Origin of the sequence: Bradyrhizobium sp. SUTN9-2, assembly GCF_003122645.1 — a bacterium.
In the GTDB taxonomy this organism is placed as follows: Bacteria; Pseudomonadota; Alphaproteobacteria; order Rhizobiales; family Xanthobacteraceae; genus Bradyrhizobium; species Bradyrhizobium yuanmingense.
Genome location: NZ_LAXE01000001.1, coordinates 5492363 through 5508360 on the forward strand (window position 1 = coordinate 5492363; position 15998 = coordinate 5508360).

Below are 15998 nucleotides of genomic sequence, written 5' to 3' on the forward strand. Positions count from 1 at the left end.
TATCTTTGGAATGGGCCCGTGTCGCCTGTCGGCTCATCGCGACATACTGCGCCGCCGAACGAACTCGGTCGCTATAGGGGCCAAGCAGACATTGCTTTATTCGCATCACGCCGCCGGGTATGGGTACGCGGCCTAGGACCTCGCCCCAACCACTCTGGTCAGCATCGGAAAATGCTTGTTGCCGCCTGCGAATGGCGGGAATTTCACGAAATCCGCACGCATGTGCTTGATCACCTCGGAGCCGAGTGCGTGCGCGAGGGCTTGCGGGCTGTCGAACACCAGCTTGTTGCGTTGCATGTGCTCGACGCGCCGCGACGGCAGCCGGTCGACCCAGTCGATGCGGGTGTAGATCTCGATCTGGCGGACATCAGGGAAGGTCCGCATGATCGACGGGTGGTGCTCCAGATAATGCAGGTTCCAGGCGCTCATATCCTCGGCCGGGCCGGGATAGTGCACGAGGTAACTGCACGGAGTCGTCGTTCCCGCCGGATGCTCTGCGACATCGACGGGAAACGCGCGCGTCAGCATCACCTGGTGTGTGATAGCGAGTCCGGTGAGGCCGGAGAGACCGGCCCCTGTTGCGAGGCCGGCAAGCACGCCGCCGCGGTCCATCGCCGCCTCGCAGGCGAACAGGTCGGGAAACCGGAGTTGCAGCGCAAAGGCGGGGCCGGCGCCGTCGGCCTTGTAGGGATGGTCGACCGACTGTTCGAGCGGCGTGAACAGCAGGGCCTCGGTCATGCCGGGGATCGATCCGACGAGCTCCGCCACAGCGGCAACCTCATCAGGACGAACTCGCCGTTCGCCTGTGGAATCGGAGAATGCCATGAACAGCGAGATCATGCGGGCATAGCCTCGGTCCCCTCGCCCGCGCTCACATGCGCCATCAGTGCGAAGCGAATGTCATCGGGCCATGGGATCGCATGGTGATCGATCAGCGAGGTCGCAGCAAGGATCTGCCGCGCGCGCCAGCGCGGGCCATTCGCGCCGGAGATGATATGCTCGAGATGGAGAGATGACCCACCGACCCTGATGATGCGCAGGTTGAACGTCAGGAGATCGCCGAACATCGAGGGCCGGGAAAAATCGCAATCAAGGTGTACCGTGGGCGTTCCGATCTTCCGGACCGTGATCAGCTCCGGCCATGGAAAACCGATTCCAGCCCAGAAATCTTCGACGACGCCGTTGAGGATGTTCAAATAGGACGGGAAGTACGCGATCCCCGAGGGATCGCAGTCTCCGAACCTGAGCACGCGATCGAACGAAAAATTCGTCATCAGATCGCAACGACGGGGTGGCGAATGACGCCGACGCCGTCGACGCCGGCCTCGACCACGTCGCCCGGCCAAAGCCATTCCTGCGGGCTCATGCCGGCGCCGACGCCTTCGGGCGTACCCGTGGCGATGATGTCGCCCGGCTCGAGCGTCATGCCCGACGAAATGTCCGCTATCAGCACCGGAATGTCGAAGATCATGTATTTGGTGTTGGAGTCCTGCTTCATGACCCCGTTCTTGGTCAGCCACAGCCGCAGATCGTGTGGATCAGGAATCTCGTCCGCGGTCACGATGCACGGGCCGAACGGCGCATAAGTGTCCATGCCCTTGGAGAAAATCCACTGTCCGGCGCGGCGATTGTCGCGCGCGGAAATGTCGATCATCACCGAATAGCCGAAGACGTGGTCCATCGCCTTGTCGGCCGCGATGCGCGTTGCAGTCTTGCCGATGATGACGGCGAGCTCGACTTCCCAGTCGAGCTGCTGCGTCATCTTCGCATTGTGCTGGATCGCCGCGCCCGGGCCGATCACGGAGGTCGGCGGCTTGGAGAAGACGACCGGCTGCTTCGGCAGGTCCTTGTCCGTATCCAGGCTTTTGGCGGATTCCGCCACATGCGCCCGATAGTTCAGCCCGATGCCGAAGATGTTTTTCCGCGGCCGCGGGATCGGCGCCTGCAGCTTTACATCCTCGACCGCGACCGCCGAGCCAGCCGGGAAGCGGCCATTGGCGTCCGCCAGTGCACGCTTAAGCGCAGGCAGCAGGGTCACGCTGTTGTCGATGAACGACAGCATGTCACCCGGCCATGTCACGCCGCTGGACGCACCAAGGTGCTCGACATCGACGACCAGTCCATTGACTAGGGCTCCAAGACGGGCACCGCTGGAGCCCAAGGTGTAGGTGACGAGACGCATGAAAGCTTCTATCCGGCTGTTCTGGTTGAATTCTGCAAGGGCCTATCAGGCCGCAACCGACTGGTAACCGCCGTTGTCGCCATAGGCCTCTTCCCGATAGAGCCCGAGGCCTTCGATGACGGGCAGGTCGTTGAAGCAGAACAGGCAGGCATCCTCGCTCGCTGATGCATTGCCGTGCTCGTGCCAGGCCCAGGAGGGAACGCAGAAGATGTCGCGCTCTTCCCATTCGAGCCGCTTGCCGCCAATGATCGAATAGCCGCGCCCCTTGGCGACCTGGTAGATGAAGCTGCCGGTGTGCCGGTGCGACTTGGTCTTCTCGCCGGGGCGCAGCAGCTGCATGCTCGCACCGATCGTCTGCATCACGTGCCCGCCGGTGACCGGGTTGACGTAGTTCATGAGGATGCCGTCATAGGGCGAGCCATCGGTCGCGGCCGCATATTTCTGCAAGGACTCGTAGGTCGGCTCCCACTCATATTTGAACATCGGCGAATAACCCTTCGACCAGCGCGAGTCCGCCGGCCGAAGACCGGGATTGCCCCAGGTCCGGGTCATGTCGTCCACGGGATAGCCGGACGGCTCCTGCTGGATGTTCGGATGCACGACGAAGAAATTGGCTTCCAGCGCGTTGACGAGCGGGATGTCCAGGCCATCCTGCCAGATGCAGACCGAGCCGTTGCCTTCGACGCCATGCTCGTGCCAGGTGCCGTTCGGCGTCAGCACGAAATCCCGCGCGCCCAGCGTCATCTTGTGACCGTCGACGATGGTGTAGGCGCCCGCGCCCTCCATGATGAAGCGTAGCGCCGAGGCCGAGTGGGCATGGGCCGTGGCGACCTCGCCGGGATGCATCACCTGCAATCCGGAATAGAGCCAGCCGACCGCGGCCGACACGTCGCGCCGCCCGGGATTGTTGAGATAGATCACGCGCCGGCCGGCTTTCTCGGGCGAGACCAGCTCGACCGAGCGCAGCACGTGCTCACGCAGATCCTTGTAGCGCCAGAGCACGGGAACCGAGGCCGATTGCGGCGCCCACGGCTCGATCTTGTTGGCGACGGTCCAGAGCGCTCCGGCTTCGTACCTTTCGAGATCCTTGTAATAGGCCTCGAGCTCGGGGGTGTCCTCGACATTGGCCCGGCCGATCACGTTCTCGCGCATCCTATCCTCCAAGTCCTGTCTTATGATCCCGCACCCTCAAGCGAACCGGCCCGTCATTCCGCTCGACCTGGAATCGACGCGAAGCCCGCCTGCTCCGGTCCGCCGACGGCTTCCGCCTCTGCCAGACCGAGCGGCGTCTGTGGACGACGGTTGACCCGCAGATCGAAAATGTCGAACCGGTTATAGTGCCCGACGATGTCGTGCATCTGCTTCGGCTGGATGCAGCGATCGAGGTCGATGTCGGCATAGACGATGCCTTCGTCGTCGATCAAGGGATCGCCGACCACGCGCCCGTCCGGACCGATGATACCGGAGAATGCGCTCGACTTCCGTTGCAAACGCGCGCGTGCGTCGGGAACGACGGTCTCCATCGCCGCGATGATTTCCTCCGACACGGTCGAGCAGGAGACGATCGTGAAGATCTTGCCTTCGAAGGAGTGGGCAATCGCGCGCAATTTGATCGCCTCCGCCATGTCATAGTCGGGGGGCGCGACGGGAAGCGAGATATAGCTGGCGACGTGCACGAGCTCGCCCTGCCCGAGCAGCGCAAAGCGCGCGAGCGTGTTGGTGTTCTCGCCGCAGGCCAGGCCTCCGAGACGCCCGATCTCGGTATCATAGACGCGCAGGCTCGACCCGTCACCGCCGGTCCAGGTCAGCTTCTCTGCCCAGGTCGGCACCAGCTTGCGATGCTTGCCGAGCAAGGCGCCGTCAGGACCGATGAAAACCAGCGTATTGTAGATCGCGCCGAGCGAGACCGGGCTGCGCTCGTTCACGCCGAGCACGACGTGGCATCCCGTATCGCGCGCGGCCTTGCAGACGATGTCGACCTCCGGCCCCGGCACCAGCACCGACGCCTTGGCGAGCTTCTCGAACCATGCACTGCCGGTGACGGGATCGGTGATCCAGTTCCAATAAGGATAGCCGGGAACGAACACTTCGGGGAACGCGACGAGCTTCGCCCCGTTGGCTGCGGCCTCACGGACCAGTGAAGCCGCCTTCTCCGCGGTCGCGCTTGCGTTGAGATAGACTGGTGAAGCCTGGACGGCGGCAGCTTTAAAGCGAGGCAGCTTCAGCATCGGCCCTACCCTGTCGCTGGCTCATGACCGCCTTGTCGGAGAGAGCATCCGCAAGCGTGATAGCATGGCGCGGCGTTGACTTACTTCACATGTAAACGTATGCTATCGCATATTTCTGGAGGGTGCAATGGCTGAACGGTCTTTTGCTCGCGAGGTCGAGGATCTCAGGCTCGGCGATGGCGACACGTTCCGCGGCGAAGGCATCCTCGCCATCACCAAGGCGCTGCTGCAATCGGGGGTCGCCTATGTCGGCGGCTATCAGGGCTCGCCGATCTCGCACCTGATGGACGTGCTGGCCGACGCCAAGGACGTGCTCGACGATCTCGGCGTCGTATTCCAGAGCTCGGCCAACGAAGCAGCCGCCGCGGCGATGCTGTCGGCATCGGTGATGTATCCCCTGCGCGGCGCGGTGGCGTGGAAGTCGACCGTCGGGACCAACGTCGCCTCCGACGCCCTTGCCAACCTCGCCTCGGGCGGTGTCACCGGCGGCACCATGGTCATTGTCGGCGAGGACTATGGCGAAGGCTCCTCCATCATGCAGGAGCGTACCCACGCCTTCGCGATGAAGTCGCAGATGTGGCTGCTCGATCCCCGCCCCGAGCATGAATGCATCGTCAATCTGATCGAGAAAGGCTTCGAGCTCTCCGAAGTCTCCAACACGCCGGTCATGCTGGAGGTGCGCGTGCGCGCCTGCCACATGCACGGCAGCTTCGCCTGCAAGGACAATGTCAGGCCGGCGCACACCATCAAGGACGCGCTCAACAATCCCAAGCGTGACGTCAACCGCATCGTGCTGCCGCCGGCGGCCTATGAGCACGAGCAGGAGAAGATCAAGACGCGGATGCCCGCGGCCATCGGATTCATTCGGGACAACAAGCTGAATGAGTTGATGGGGCCGAAGCAGGGCAAGGTCGGCATCATCATGCAGGGCGGCATGTACAACAACGTCATCCGCGCGCTGCAATATCTCGGGCTGTCGGATGCCTATGGCAACACCCAGATCCCGCTCTACATCATGAACGTCACCTACCCCGTGATCGATACCGAGGTTGCGGAATTCTGCATCGATAAGGAGGCCATTCTCATCGTCGAGGAAGGCCAGCCGGAATATCTGGAGCAGGCGATCAATACGGTCTTGCGCCGCAAGGACATCCAGGCGCGCGTCCACGGCAAGGACGTGCTGCCGATGGGCGGCGACTACACCGCTCAGGTGCTGCTCGGCGGCGTCAGGGAATTCCTGGAGAAGACCGAGCCGCGGCTGCTCGGCAACCGTCCGCCGGCGCCGGACGCAGCGCCCGTGCTCAATCACCCCGCGGTCGAGAAGCTCAAGCAGGTGGTGCCGGCGCGCCCGCCCGGGCTTTGCACCGGCTGCCCGGAACGGCCGATCTTCGCCGCCATGAAGCTGGTCGAGGAAGAGCTCGGCCAGCACCACGTCTCCGCAGACATCGGCTGCCATCTGTTCTCGATCCTGCCGCCCTTCAACATCGGCGCGACCACGATGGGCTTCGGCCTCGGCCCGGCCTCGACCTCGGCCTTCAACGTCAAGGCGGACAAGCGGTCGATCGCGGTGATGGGCGACGGCGGCTTCTGGCACAATGGACTGACCAGCGGCATCGGCAATGCCGTGTTCAACAAGCATGACGGCGTGTTCGTCATCGTCGACAATTACTACACTTCTGCCACGGGCGGTCAGGACATCCTGTCCTCGCGCGCGGTCAACAAGCGCCGCAAGACCAACAACTCGATCGTGCAGGCGGTGAAGGGCATCGGCGGCCAGTGGGTGCGCCAGCTCGACCGCACCTACGACGTCGGCAAGATGCGCGACACGCTGAAGGAAGCGCTGACGACGAAAGAGGAAGGCCCGAAGGTCATCGTCGCGTCCTCCGAATGCATGCTGAACAAGCAGCGGCGCGTGAAGCCGCAGATCAACAAGGCGATCAAGGACGGGACGCGCATCGTCAAGGAGCGCTTTGGCGTCGACGAAGACGTCTGCACCGGCGACCATGCCTGCATCCGCCTCTCCGGCTGCCCGTCACTGTCGGTGAAGCAGCTCGACGACCCCTTGCGCGACGATCCGGTCGCGGCGATCGATAATTCCTGCGTCGGCTGCGGCAATTGCGGCGAGGTTTCCGAGGCCGCCGTGCTCTGCCCCTCGTTCTATCGAGCCGACGTCATCCATAATCCGACGCGCTGGGACATGTTCAAATCCAGGGTCGCCTTGAGCGTGATCGGCTGGCTGCAGCGTCGGCGCGACCGCCGTCGGCCGGCGCTCGAGGCACTGGCATGAGGGACGAGACGGTCCGGCTGGCCCTCCCCGCCGCAGGCGAAGCGACGGAGCGGCCGATCTCGATCGCGATTGTCGCGATGGGGGGCCAGGGCGGCGGCGTCCTGACGGACTGGATCGTTCAGCTCGCCGAGAACCATGGCTGGGTCGCGCAGTCCACCTCCGTGCCCGGCGTCGCCCAGCGCACCGGCGCCACCATCTACTATATCGAGGCGATGCCGCCGCTCGACGGCCGCAAGCCGATCCTGTCGCTGATGCCCACCCCGGGCGACGTCGACGTGGTGATGGCGGCGGAATTCATGGAGGCCGGGCGATCGATCCTGCGCGGCCTCGTGACGCCGGATCGCACCACGTTGATCGCGTCCAACCACCGCTCGTTTGCGATCGGCGAGAAGATCGCGCCGGGCAACGGCATCGCCGACGGCGGCGCCGTGACCGGCGCCATCGGAATTGCGGCAAAGACCGAGATCATCTTCGATCTGAACGCGCTGGCGATCGCGCATGGCAGCGTCATCTCGGCCGCGATGTTCGGCGCGCTCGCAGGCGCCGGCGTCTTGCCGTTCAGCCGCGACAGCTATCTCGACGTCATCCGCACCGGCGGCAAAGGCGCCAAGGCCAGCGTCGAGACGTTCGAGGCCGCCTTCGAGCGGGTCAAGACCGGCCCGACCGAAGTTGCGGCGCCCGCGCCAGCCAAACCGGCCGACGATACCCCCTCTTCCGCGGCGCCCGATCCGCAGCTTGGCGAGCTCGTCGCAAGATTGAATGGGGAGCTGCCCCAGCCTGCACTCGGCATGGCTCGTGCAGGCTTGCGGAAGGTCATCGACTTCCAGGACCTCGCCTATGGCGGCGAATATCTCGACATCCTCAAGAGGTTGCACGCAGCCGACCGAAACGCCGGCGGTGACGCACATGCCTATGCCTTCACGGAAGCCGCGGCAAAGTACCTCGCCAACGCCATGACCTATGACGACGTCATCCGCGTCGCCGACCTCAAGACGCGCGCCGGCCGCCGCGCGCGCATCGAGAGCGAGCTCGAGATGTCGAACGGACAGGTGCTCCAGACCACCGAGTTCATGCATCCCCGCATGGAGGAAGTGATGGGCATGCTGCCGGCAGGCTTCGGCCGCTGGCTCGGCGCGCGTCCGCGCCTGCTCGGCTGGCTCGATCGCCGCGTCAACCGGGGACGCCGGGTGCGAACCTACTCGCTGCCCTGGTTCCTGGCCCTCTATGTCGTCGGCGGGATGCGCGGCCTGCGCCGCCGCTCGCTGCGTCACGCCATCGAGACGGCGCACCGGGATTCATGGCTCAAGGCCGCGACCGAGGCGGTCGGCACCAATTACCAGCTCGGCATCGAGATCCTGCAATGCCGACGCCTCGTCAAAGGCTATTCAGATACCCACAGCCGGGGGCTGTCGAAATTCGACAGGACGCTCGCGGCGATCAAGCTGGTGGAGCGCCGCGAGGATGCCGCCGACTGGGCGCGCCGCCTGCGGGAGGCCGCGCTGAAGGACAGCGCCGGAACGGCGCTCGACGGCGTGATCCAGACCATCAAGACTTTCGCATGATTCCACGGGCGCCGGACGTAGGATTGGATTGCCGTTCGCCCCTCAGGAGGTCAGGATCGGACGGCTTGACTACGATTCTCAGGTTGTTAATCGGAGCGAACGACCCGCAGTAATTCCCTTCACTCGACGAGACATTCTGTACTCGATGGTCATGCGATGCCGGCAGCACTCAAGGAGAACGTTGTTCCCGTCCCTGGGCAGATCGAAACCCGGCTCTGGCTCCAATTGCTGTCGCTGCATGGTGAGCTGTTCGCCTCGCTCAATTCGATGCTGAGTTCGGAGTTCGGCCTGTCGCTGGCAAAATTCGACGTGCTGGCCCAGCTCGATCGTTACCAGGAGGGCCTCGCGCTCGGGCAATTGTCGCAAAATCTGAAGGTGACCGGCGGCAATGTCTCGGGGCTGGTGCAACGTCTTCTCGCCGACGACCTCATCAGCAGGGAGATGTCGAGCGAGGACCGGCGGTCCTTCATCGTGCGCCTGACGCCGAAAGGCGAAGCGCTGTTCCGGCAGGCGGCCGAAATCCACAAGAAGCATCTCGCCAGACGGCTCGAGAACGTCCCGGCCCGGGAGCTGGACACCGCGCTGTCCGTGCTGAAATCGCTTTCCTCGAAACTTCATACCGAGAGCAAGAAGCAAAGTCGCAAGAGATAATGGCCAGAGAATCCAAGAGCAGATGGAAGTCGGGTCCGCCGAGGACGAGGGACCAGCTGCAAACCTATATTCCGTATCTGTTCAACCGGCTCGCCAATCGCTGGAACCTGGATCAGAACCGTGATTTGAGCGAGCACGGCATCAACAATGTCGTGTTCCGGACGCTGTCGGTGCTGTTCATCTACAGGACGCTCACGGTCAACGAGGTCGCCGTTCTCGCGGTGACCGAGCAGTCGACGGCAAGCCGCATGGTGGAGTCCATGGTGTCGTCGGGCCTCGTCAAGCGCGAGATCGCCGAGGAGGACCAGCGCCGCCGCGTCGTCGCCCTGACGCCGGAGGGCGAAGCGCTGCTGCGCAAGATCTGGCCGATCATGGCGAACAATTACGACAGGCTGGTCGCGGGCATCGAGCCCGACGACATCGAGGTCTGCGCGCGCGTGCTGGCCAAGATGGTCGAGAATATCCGCCAGAACCAGATCTAGAACGCGCGCGTCAAGGCCCGAGGCCGACGAGGCTGGTACCGCCGCAGACATAGAGCACCTGGCCGGTGACGAAATCGGAGTGCTCGTCGAGGAAGAACGAGATTGCGTGCGCGACGTCCTCGCGCGAGCCGAGCCGCCCGACCGGAACGTTGCGCGCCATCCGCTCCTGCTGCTCGGAGCCGTTCGGGATGATGCCCCAGAAATTATCGGTCAGGATCGGCCCCGGGGCGACGACATTCACGGTGATGCCGCTCGGGGCAAGCTCCAGCGCCCAGGTCCTTGCCATGCCGTGCACGCCGGCCTTGGTGGCCGAATAGGCCGAGCGCGTCACTGCCCCCATCGCGGCGCGCGAAGAGACGAACACGATGCGCCCGAAGCGGCGCGCACGCATCCCTTCCAGCGCCACCTGGGTCAGGAGCATCGGCGCGCCCAGATGCAACTGCGCCAGCATCAATATGTCTTCCGGCTTGGCGTCGGGCAGCAGGTTCGGCAGGATGATTCCGGCATTGTGGACCAGGCTGTCGACGGCGTGATCCCGGCAGATCTCCTGCGCGATCGCACGCGTCTGTTCGATATTGGTGAGGTCGGCGCGATAGGCCGCGAGCAGATCATGGGTCCAGCCGGGCTGCTCCAGCCCGACCGAGACCACGCGCTGCCCGCGCTCGACGAGCTTCTTCGCCAGGGCCTCGCCGATCCCCGAATTGCCGCCGGTGATGAGAGTGGTGCGGATCTCGCTCATGATCAGACCTTCTTTGATCAGACCTTCTTGATCAGACTTGCCGCTTCTTGAGGTCACGCAGATCGAAGAACGCGCCCTCGCCCATCAGCTTCCCGACGAAATCCTTCAACCCGCCGCGCTGGATCTTCTCGGTCGCGGTCAGCGGCAGGCTGTCGGCGAAGCAGATCCAGCCCGGCGCCTTGTAATAGGCCATCTGCTCGAGGCTCCAGCGCACGATCTCTTCGGCGAGCGCGCGGTCCGCGCCGGCCTTCTCAGTGATGATGACCGCCGCAACCTCGTCGCCGCGCATCTGGTCCGGCGTCGCCGCAACCGCGGCTTGCCGGATCGCGGGATGCCGGTTGAGGACGGATTCGACCTCGACCGCGGCGATGTTCTCGCCGGAGCGACGGATCACGTTCTTCTTGCGATCGACGAAGTGCAGGTCGCCGTCCGCATCGCGCGACACGATATCGCCGGTGTGCAGCCAGCCGCCGGCCCACGCCTCGGTGGTGGCAGCCTCGTTCTTGAGATATTCGCGGAAGAAGCCGTAGCGCGGATCGGCGCCGGCGCGCCGCACCAACAGCTCGCCGGGCACATCGACCGGGGCATCATTGCCGCCGTCATCGACGATCCGAACCTCGATCTCGGGGGCCGGGCGGCCAAAACAGCTGGTGCCGACCTTGCGCGGCTCGACATTGGCGGCGATGACGCCGCCGCTGCCGGTCTCGGTCATCGCCCAGGCCTCCAGCAGCGGAAAGCCGAAGCGCTGCTCGAACGTGGCATGCAGCAGCTTGTCGACGCCGGCGCCGAAGCCGAAGCGCACGCTGTGCGCGCGGTCCAGCTCCGACGGCGGCGCGCTCATCAGCATCGAGGGCATCACGCCGAGATAATGCAGGCAGGTGGCACGGCTGTCGCGCACCGAGGCCCACCAGCTGCGCGGGTGGAAGCGATCGAGCATGGTCAGGCAGCCGCCGACCGACAGCATCGCCATCAGAGACACCGCCATCGCGTTCATGTGGAACAGCGGCAGCGGCGTGATCATACGCTCGCCGTCTGGCTTGAGGTCGATCAGCCCGCCGACGTCGCGATACCAGTTTCCGCAATGCAGGAAATAGGTGTTGGTGAGCACGCAGCCCTTGGGCTGGCCCGTCGTCCCCGACGTATAGAGCAGCGCGCATTCGCTTCCCTCGCTTGCCGCGGTCAAGGGCCGCGCACCGCCGAAGGGCGCGGGAACGTCGTCCTGATCGGCCACGACAGGGATCGGCCGGCCGGCCTGACGCGCGGCCAGCCCCACCTCCTCGCGCCGTTCGGTGAGGACGAACGCGGCATTCATCTCGGAATGCCCGATGATGTATTCGAGCTCGCTGAGACGGAGGTCCGGATTGATCGGCACCACCGAGACGCCGAGCGCATTGAGCGCGAACCACAGCTCGATGAAGACAGGCCTGTTCTGGAGCAGCAGCCCGACCCGGTGGCCTTCGCCGTAGCCGCGGCTCGCAAACGCCGCGCGACGGTGCTCGACCCGGTCGAGCATCGCGCGGTAGGAAATCTCGCCCGCCGCTATGCCGTAGATGCCTGCGGTCTCCGGCAGCACGTTGAGGAAACCCGCCTCGCCGCGGCGGAGCGCGGTCTCTTGAAAACGGGCATGGACAGTGGTCGCAGCGGTCAAGGCAGTCTCACATGAAAAGCTGGATGTTGCCGAACGGCGCATCGAAATTGACGAGATCGACGCGCTTGAGCTTGATCTTCAGGGCATCGCCGACCTGCACGAGCTCGTGCGAGGCCCATCCCGAATAGCGCTCCAGCATATCGCCGCGCGTCTCGGTGTAGATGTAGGAGGTTCGTGCCTTGAACATTCCGGCAGCAGGATCGCACGCGACGATCCGCGGTGCCTGGAGCAGGTGATGGCAACGGCTCTTCGGCTTCTGGCTGAAGGTGCGCTCGCCGGCGAGCCGCTCGACCCGCACCTTCAGGAGCAGCAGATCCTCGTACATCAGAGACGGCTGCAGCACCGGATCCTGCTGCTGCCATTCGAGCGGCATCCAGTAACGCCCTTCGGGGTGAAACAGATCGAGCCAGGCCTGCCACTGCATCGTGTCGAGCAGCTCGGCCTCGCGATAGATAAAGTCCGTGATGGTGTTCTCGTCGCTCATTCCGCGGCCTCGATGCGCTCGTCCATGCCCATGGTGATGAATTTCGCCCAGGCGTGAAACTGGTTCCGCATCTGCCGCTCGGACGTGCCGTTGATCACTGCCGTGACGTCCTGTTCCTCATGGCCATCGTAGAGCCGACGCAGATTGACCCATTGATTGCCGTTGGACTTCAGTCCTTCCTGCGCCCGCTCGTACATCTCGAGGTCGTCGTGGCCGACGATCGAGGTCGGCGCGTTGATGAACCGGTTGTACATCAATGCGCGCTCGTAGAGCTTGTCGGGCGCGCCGACCAGGCGATAGACCCAGCTCTCGACCAGCGTCTTATCGACCGCGATGGGGATGAAATTGCGTAGGATCTGGACAGCGCCCTTCACCATGATGTTCGGGAAGTAGACGGTGTTGTGCCTGACTTCGCCGAGAATCTCGTGCGCACGCTGCTCGCCATAGGCCGCGACCATCTGGTCGAGATAGCCCGGGATATCCGAATAGTTCGAATGGATAGAGTTAGCGACGCCGGTGTGGCCGTGGCCGTTCGGCCAGATCCGGATGCCGCTCTGCTCGTAGAACTCGTACGGGCTCATGAAGGGACCGTAGAGCTGCACCGCCATCGGTGTTTCCGTGGAATCGCCCTGCTCGCGCTTCCAGACCTTGACCGCGGTGCCGGCCGAGCTCTCGTGCGCCACCATCGGATGGCAGGTGTCGGTCTGGTTCTCGACCAGCATCTTCCAATTGCACGTGTGCATGTAGCGGATCGGCGTCGCCTGGACCGCGAGCTTCCCCTCCGGCGAGCGGTCGACCATGTTGTCGATGGTCGAGAGACTTTCGCCGAAATAATCCTCGAAGGAGACGCCCTCATCGCTCAGGCGAGCGAAGATGAAATCACGGTAGATGACGACGTTCCTGACCCTCGACAAGCCCTCATTGGCCTGGGTGTCGCCGAAGCCGGTGCCCTCGTAGCCCTTCTTCAGCGGGATCGCGAGCAGGGAGCCGTCGGTCTTGAAAGACCATGCGTGATAGGGGCAGCGGAAGAACTTTCCGGTGTTGCCGCAGGGTTCGGACGCGATCTTCACGCCTTTGTGCGGGCAGCGATTGTAGAACACATGGATGGACCCGCCGGTATGGCGGCTGGCCATGACCGGCTGCCGGCCGATATTGGCCGTGATGAAATCGCCGGGTTTTGCAAGTTGACTGGCATGACCGACATAGACCCAGCTGTTGGGAAACAGGTGCTCCATCTCGAGCTCGAAGATCTCGGCATCGACATAGACGTCGCGATGCACCTCGGCCTCGCGCACCAGCGCCGCAATCGCGTGGGCATTCCCGCCGTATCTTTTCATGGCGTCCCTCGTCTCCCCTAGAGATCCAGCACCAGTCGTTCCGACTTCGCGCGTGACACGCAGATCTGCATGACCTTGTTGGACGCCCTCTCCTCGTCGCTGAGGATGACGTCGCGATGATCGGGGACTCCCGCGATCACGCCGCACTGGCAAATGCCGCAATCGCCGCGCCGGCAGTCGTAGAGCACGTCGAAACCGGCCGCCTCCAGCGCCTCGATGATGGTCTGCCCCGCAGCAACGCCGACAACCTGCCCGGTCGACTTGATCTCGACCTCGAACGGCCGGTCAGGCGATGACGGCTGCTCGGACTTGAAGAGCTCGTAATGAACGCGATCGGCTGCCACCCCGGCGGCGGCCGCACCGGCCTTCACCGCCTCGATCATGCCCGAAGGGCCACAGACATAGACGTGGGCGTTTGCTGCGGCATCGCCGAGCGCCGCGGCAATGTCGAGGCGGGATTCATCGCTGTCGTAGTGGACGGACAGCCCTCCGGCGCAGATCTCCTGCAATTGCGGCAGGAACGCCAGCAATCCTTGCGTGCGCCCGGCATAGTGCAGGCGATATGAGCTTCCCCGCGCCGCCAGTTCCGCCGCCATCGACAGAACGGGCGTGATGCCGATGCCGCCGGCGAACAGCAGCGCCGGCGCTGCTCCCTCGTGCAGTCGGAAATTGTTGACCGGCGCGCTCGCCTTCACGACGTCGCCGACCTTGAGCGCGTGCATGAACTGCGAGCCGCCGCTCGAAGCCTCCTCGCGCAGGACACCAAGCGCCAGCGCATCTTCAGGAAGTCCCGGCAACGCCATCAGCGAGTACGGCCGGTCTCCGCCATTCGGGAGCGCGACGCGGAGATGCGCGCCTGCCTGCCATTGCGGCAGGACGCCGTCCTCCACACCAAACACAAGGCTCCGTATGAACGGCGTCTCCGCGACATACGACCTGACCTTGAGCTTGAGCGGATGCACGTCCATTCAGGCATCTCACGGATTATATGAATTTGCATATTTTTAGACATGTAATAATTCGCTTGTCAATCGTCAGCGTGGGGCAGGTCCGGATGATGCAATCAATGGATCGCCAGCTGGCGTCTCGGGCGATCGCCCGCCGGCAACGTCAGTGGCCAGCCGGGGGGCTCGCTACCGGCTTGCCGCCGGTCGTCAGGCCCGGCGCATCATGCGCTCTCCTGCGCTCGGCACGAGCAAGGATACAAGGGGCGAAAGCCGGCGGTAATGGCGATCCGGTGATACTTCGAGGCACCTGCCCATCTCGGCACGCAGCTCACGAATGCAAGCTGGCCGACCTCATTCCAGAAATCAGAGCTTACAACTTGACAGCGCCGCTCGTCCCCACGTGAGGGCACGTCGCCATCAAGCGGCAGCCGCCTGGTACAGGCACTCGCGAAGCCAGGCGTGGCCTTTGTCCTCCTGATTGCGCGGATGCCACAGCGCGACGATGCGAGCGGGCGGCAGATCGAGCGGCGGGGGCGTGAGATCGAGCTCGTGGGCGAAGCGGATCAGGAAGCGCCGCGGAAGAGTGCAGATGCAGTCACTGTGCGCAAGGATGACCGGCGCCAGCGCATAGGTCTGGATCGAGACGGCAACGCGCCGGGAGCGGCCGAGCGCGGCAAGCGCGTCGTCGACGAGGCCCGAGAAGCCGCCACCATCGGCGGAGATCAGCAGATGGTCGAGCGCGCAAAAGCTGTCGAGATCGAGCGGACCGATGCCGCGGGGATGACCCTTGCGCTGCGCGGACAGGAAGCTGTCTTCGAACAGCGGCCGCTGCATCAGTTCGCCATGTGCGCGGTCGGCTCCCGTCACCAGGATGTCGATCTCTCCCCTTTCGAGCTGATCCACGACATCGCGCGCGGGGTGAATAAGGGCGAGCCGCGCCCGCTCGGCCATCGCGGTCAAGCGCGCGACCAGGCCGGGCGCCAGCGTCACGGCCGGATTCTCGTGGATGGCAACGACGAAGGTACGCTGGCTCTTGGCGGGGTCGAACTCAGCCGGCCCCTCCACCATGCGACGAAGCTTGCCGAGCACGTCCGCAAGCGCCGTCTGCAACTCCACCGCCCGCGTCGTCGGCACGACGCCGCGCCCGCTCGCGGCGGGTACGAACAGCGGATCGGCAAAGATCTGCCGCAGCCGGTTCAGCCGCGCCGAGAGCGCAGGCTGCCCGATATTGAGCCGGGAGGCCGCGCGCGTCACGTTCCGCTCGCGCAGGAGAGCCTCCAGAGCCAGCAACAGACCGAGGTCGATCTCGGCGAGATCGTTATCATCGGCCGGCCGACCCCGGCCGTGTTCCGCATCCTGCATCGGTGGCACCTCCGTCTGGGGCATGTCGCGACCGCGACGAGCCGCGATACGAGGGTTAGGGCCAAAACGCCGGCGTGAAAAGCTGGGCC

At 64.4% G+C, this 15998-nt stretch carries 15 protein-coding genes; 4 read left to right on the forward strand and 11 right to left on the reverse strand.

What is annotated here, in order from left to right; genetic code table 11:
• Positions 1–132: 132 nt before the first annotated feature.
• The 5 genes from XF30_RS25485 to XF30_RS25505 are packed head-to-tail and all read right to left on the reverse strand — an operon-like array spanning position 133 to position 4410.
• The gene (locus XF30_RS25485) at positions 133–840 is read right to left on the reverse strand and encodes a hypothetical protein (RefSeq protein WP_109144186.1); all 708 of its coding nucleotides are present in this window, start codon (positions 838–840) and stop codon (positions 133–135) included.
• Positions 837–1274, reverse strand: coding sequence for an acyl-CoA thioesterase (locus tag XF30_RS25490; RefSeq protein ID WP_109144187.1), 438 nt, complete (start codon positions 1272–1274; stop codon positions 837–839). The genes XF30_RS25485 and XF30_RS25490 overlap by 4 nt, the downstream gene beginning before the upstream one ends.
• Positions 1274–2182 (reverse strand): fumarylacetoacetate hydrolase family protein, encoded by a 909-nt coding sequence (locus XF30_RS25495; RefSeq protein ID WP_109144188.1) that lies wholly within the window; start codon positions 2180–2182, stop codon positions 1274–1276. Before XF30_RS25495 ends, XF30_RS25490 begins: the two co-directional genes overlap by 1 nt.
• A 45-nt stretch (positions 2183–2227) precedes the next feature.
• Positions 2228–3334 carry a cupin domain-containing protein gene (locus XF30_RS25500; protein ID WP_109144189.1) on the reverse strand — a complete coding sequence of 369 codons (1107 nt, stop codon included), beginning with the start codon at positions 3332–3334 and terminating at the stop codon, positions 2228–2230.
• 53 nt (positions 3335–3387) lie between these two features.
• Entirely contained in the window at positions 3388–4410 is a 1023-nt protein-coding gene (locus XF30_RS25505; protein WP_109144190.1) for a carbon-nitrogen hydrolase family protein, read from the reverse strand.
• 127 nt (positions 4411–4537) lie between these two features.
• Between XF30_RS25505 and XF30_RS25510 the strand changes: the two genes are divergently transcribed.
• The 4 genes from XF30_RS25510 to XF30_RS25525 all read left to right on the forward strand — a co-directional run bounded on the left by XF30_RS25510 (position 4538) and on the right by XF30_RS25525 (position 9392).
• Positions 4538–6697 carry a thiamine pyrophosphate-dependent enzyme gene (locus tag XF30_RS25510; protein ID WP_109144191.1) on the forward strand — a complete coding sequence of 720 codons (2160 nt, stop codon included), beginning with the start codon at positions 4538–4540 and terminating at the stop codon, positions 6695–6697.
• Positions 6694–8259, forward strand: a complete 1566-nt coding sequence (locus XF30_RS25515; RefSeq protein WP_109144192.1) for an indolepyruvate oxidoreductase subunit beta family protein — start codon at positions 6694–6696, stop codon at positions 8257–8259. The genes XF30_RS25510 and XF30_RS25515 overlap by 4 nt, the downstream gene beginning before the upstream one ends.
• A gap of 156 nt (positions 8260–8415) precedes the next feature.
• Positions 8416–8910 (forward strand): MarR family winged helix-turn-helix transcriptional regulator, encoded by a 495-nt coding sequence (locus XF30_RS25520; protein WP_036023818.1) that lies wholly within the window; start codon positions 8416–8418, stop codon positions 8908–8910.
• On the forward strand, positions 8910–9392 hold the full coding sequence (locus XF30_RS25525) for a MarR family winged helix-turn-helix transcriptional regulator (RefSeq protein WP_057029875.1): 483 nt from the start codon (positions 8910–8912) through the stop codon (positions 9390–9392). Before XF30_RS25520 ends, XF30_RS25525 begins: the two co-directional genes overlap by 1 nt.
• A gap of 10 nt (positions 9393–9402) precedes the next feature.
• On the opposite strand, the gene XF30_RS25530 is transcribed toward XF30_RS25525, so the two are convergent.
• The 6 genes from XF30_RS25530 to XF30_RS25555 all read right to left on the reverse strand — a co-directional run bounded on the left by XF30_RS25530 (position 9403) and on the right by XF30_RS25555 (position 15909).
• Positions 9403–10131, reverse strand: a complete 729-nt coding sequence (locus XF30_RS25530) for an SDR family NAD(P)-dependent oxidoreductase (protein ID WP_109145844.1) — start codon at positions 10129–10131, stop codon at positions 9403–9405.
• Positions 10132–10162: 31 nt separating this feature from the next.
• A complete protein-coding gene (locus XF30_RS25535) occupies positions 10163–11779 on the reverse strand; it encodes an ATP-dependent acyl-CoA ligase (protein ID WP_204524527.1) in 1617 nt (538 codons plus the stop codon).
• A gap of 7 nt (positions 11780–11786) precedes the next feature.
• Positions 11787–12263 (reverse strand): aromatic-ring-hydroxylating dioxygenase subunit beta, encoded by a 477-nt coding sequence (locus tag XF30_RS25540; RefSeq protein ID WP_109144193.1) that lies wholly within the window; start codon positions 12261–12263, stop codon positions 11787–11789.
• On the reverse strand, positions 12260–13600 hold the full coding sequence (locus XF30_RS25545) for an aromatic ring-hydroxylating dioxygenase subunit alpha (protein ID WP_109144194.1): 1341 nt from the start codon (positions 13598–13600) through the stop codon (positions 12260–12262). Before XF30_RS25545 ends, XF30_RS25540 begins: the two co-directional genes overlap by 4 nt.
• A gap of 17 nt (positions 13601–13617) precedes the next feature.
• Positions 13618–14568: a PDR/VanB family oxidoreductase gene (locus tag XF30_RS25550; RefSeq protein WP_109144195.1), complete on the reverse strand. Its 951-nt coding sequence runs from the start codon at positions 14566–14568 to the stop codon at positions 13618–13620.
• A gap of 396 nt (positions 14569–14964) precedes the next feature.
• Positions 14965–15909 (reverse strand): LysR family transcriptional regulator, encoded by a 945-nt coding sequence (locus tag XF30_RS25555; RefSeq protein ID WP_109145846.1) that lies wholly within the window; start codon positions 15907–15909, stop codon positions 14965–14967.
• Positions 15910–15998: the final 89 nt, after the last annotated feature.

Bases quoted from the DNA above. Each gene is read 5' to 3' on its own strand.
- XF30_RS25485 (WP_109144186.1), bottom strand. From the start codon at position 840: ATGATCTCGCTGTTCATGGCATTCTCCGATTCCACAGGCGAACGGCGA.
- XF30_RS25490 (WP_109144187.1), bottom strand. From the start codon at position 1,274: ATGACGAATTTTTCGTTCGATCGCGTGCTCAGGTTCGGAGACTGCGAT.
- XF30_RS25495 (WP_109144188.1), bottom strand. From the start codon at position 2,182: ATGCGTCTCGTCACCTACACCTTGGGCTCCAGCGGTGCCCGTCTTGGA.
- XF30_RS25500 (WP_109144189.1), bottom strand. From the start codon at position 3,334: ATGCGCGAGAACGTGATCGGCCGGGCCAATGTCGAGGACACCCCCGAG.
- XF30_RS25505 (WP_109144190.1), bottom strand. From the start codon at position 4,410: ATGCTGAAGCTGCCTCGCTTTAAAGCTGCCGCCGTCCAGGCTTCACCA.
- XF30_RS25510 (WP_109144191.1), top strand. From the start codon at position 4,538: ATGGCTGAACGGTCTTTTGCTCGCGAGGTCGAGGATCTCAGGCTCGGC.
- XF30_RS25515 (WP_109144192.1), top strand. From the start codon at position 6,694: ATGAGGGACGAGACGGTCCGGCTGGCCCTCCCCGCCGCAGGCGAAGCG.
- XF30_RS25520 (WP_036023818.1), top strand. From the start codon at position 8,416: ATGCCGGCAGCACTCAAGGAGAACGTTGTTCCCGTCCCTGGGCAGATC.
- XF30_RS25525 (WP_057029875.1), top strand. From the start codon at position 8,910: ATGGCCAGAGAATCCAAGAGCAGATGGAAGTCGGGTCCGCCGAGGACG.
- XF30_RS25530 (WP_109145844.1), bottom strand. From the start codon at position 10,131: ATGAGCGAGATCCGCACCACTCTCATCACCGGCGGCAATTCGGGGATC.
- XF30_RS25540 (WP_109144193.1), bottom strand. From the start codon at position 12,263: ATGAGCGACGAGAACACCATCACGGACTTTATCTATCGCGAGGCCGAG.
- XF30_RS25545 (WP_109144194.1), bottom strand. From the start codon at position 13,600: ATGAAAAGATACGGCGGGAATGCCCACGCGATTGCGGCGCTGGTGCGC.
- XF30_RS25550 (WP_109144195.1), bottom strand. From the start codon at position 14,568: ATGGACGTGCATCCGCTCAAGCTCAAGGTCAGGTCGTATGTCGCGGAG.
- XF30_RS25555 (WP_109145846.1), bottom strand. From the start codon at position 15,909: ATGCAGGATGCGGAACACGGCCGGGGTCGGCCGGCCGATGATAACGAT.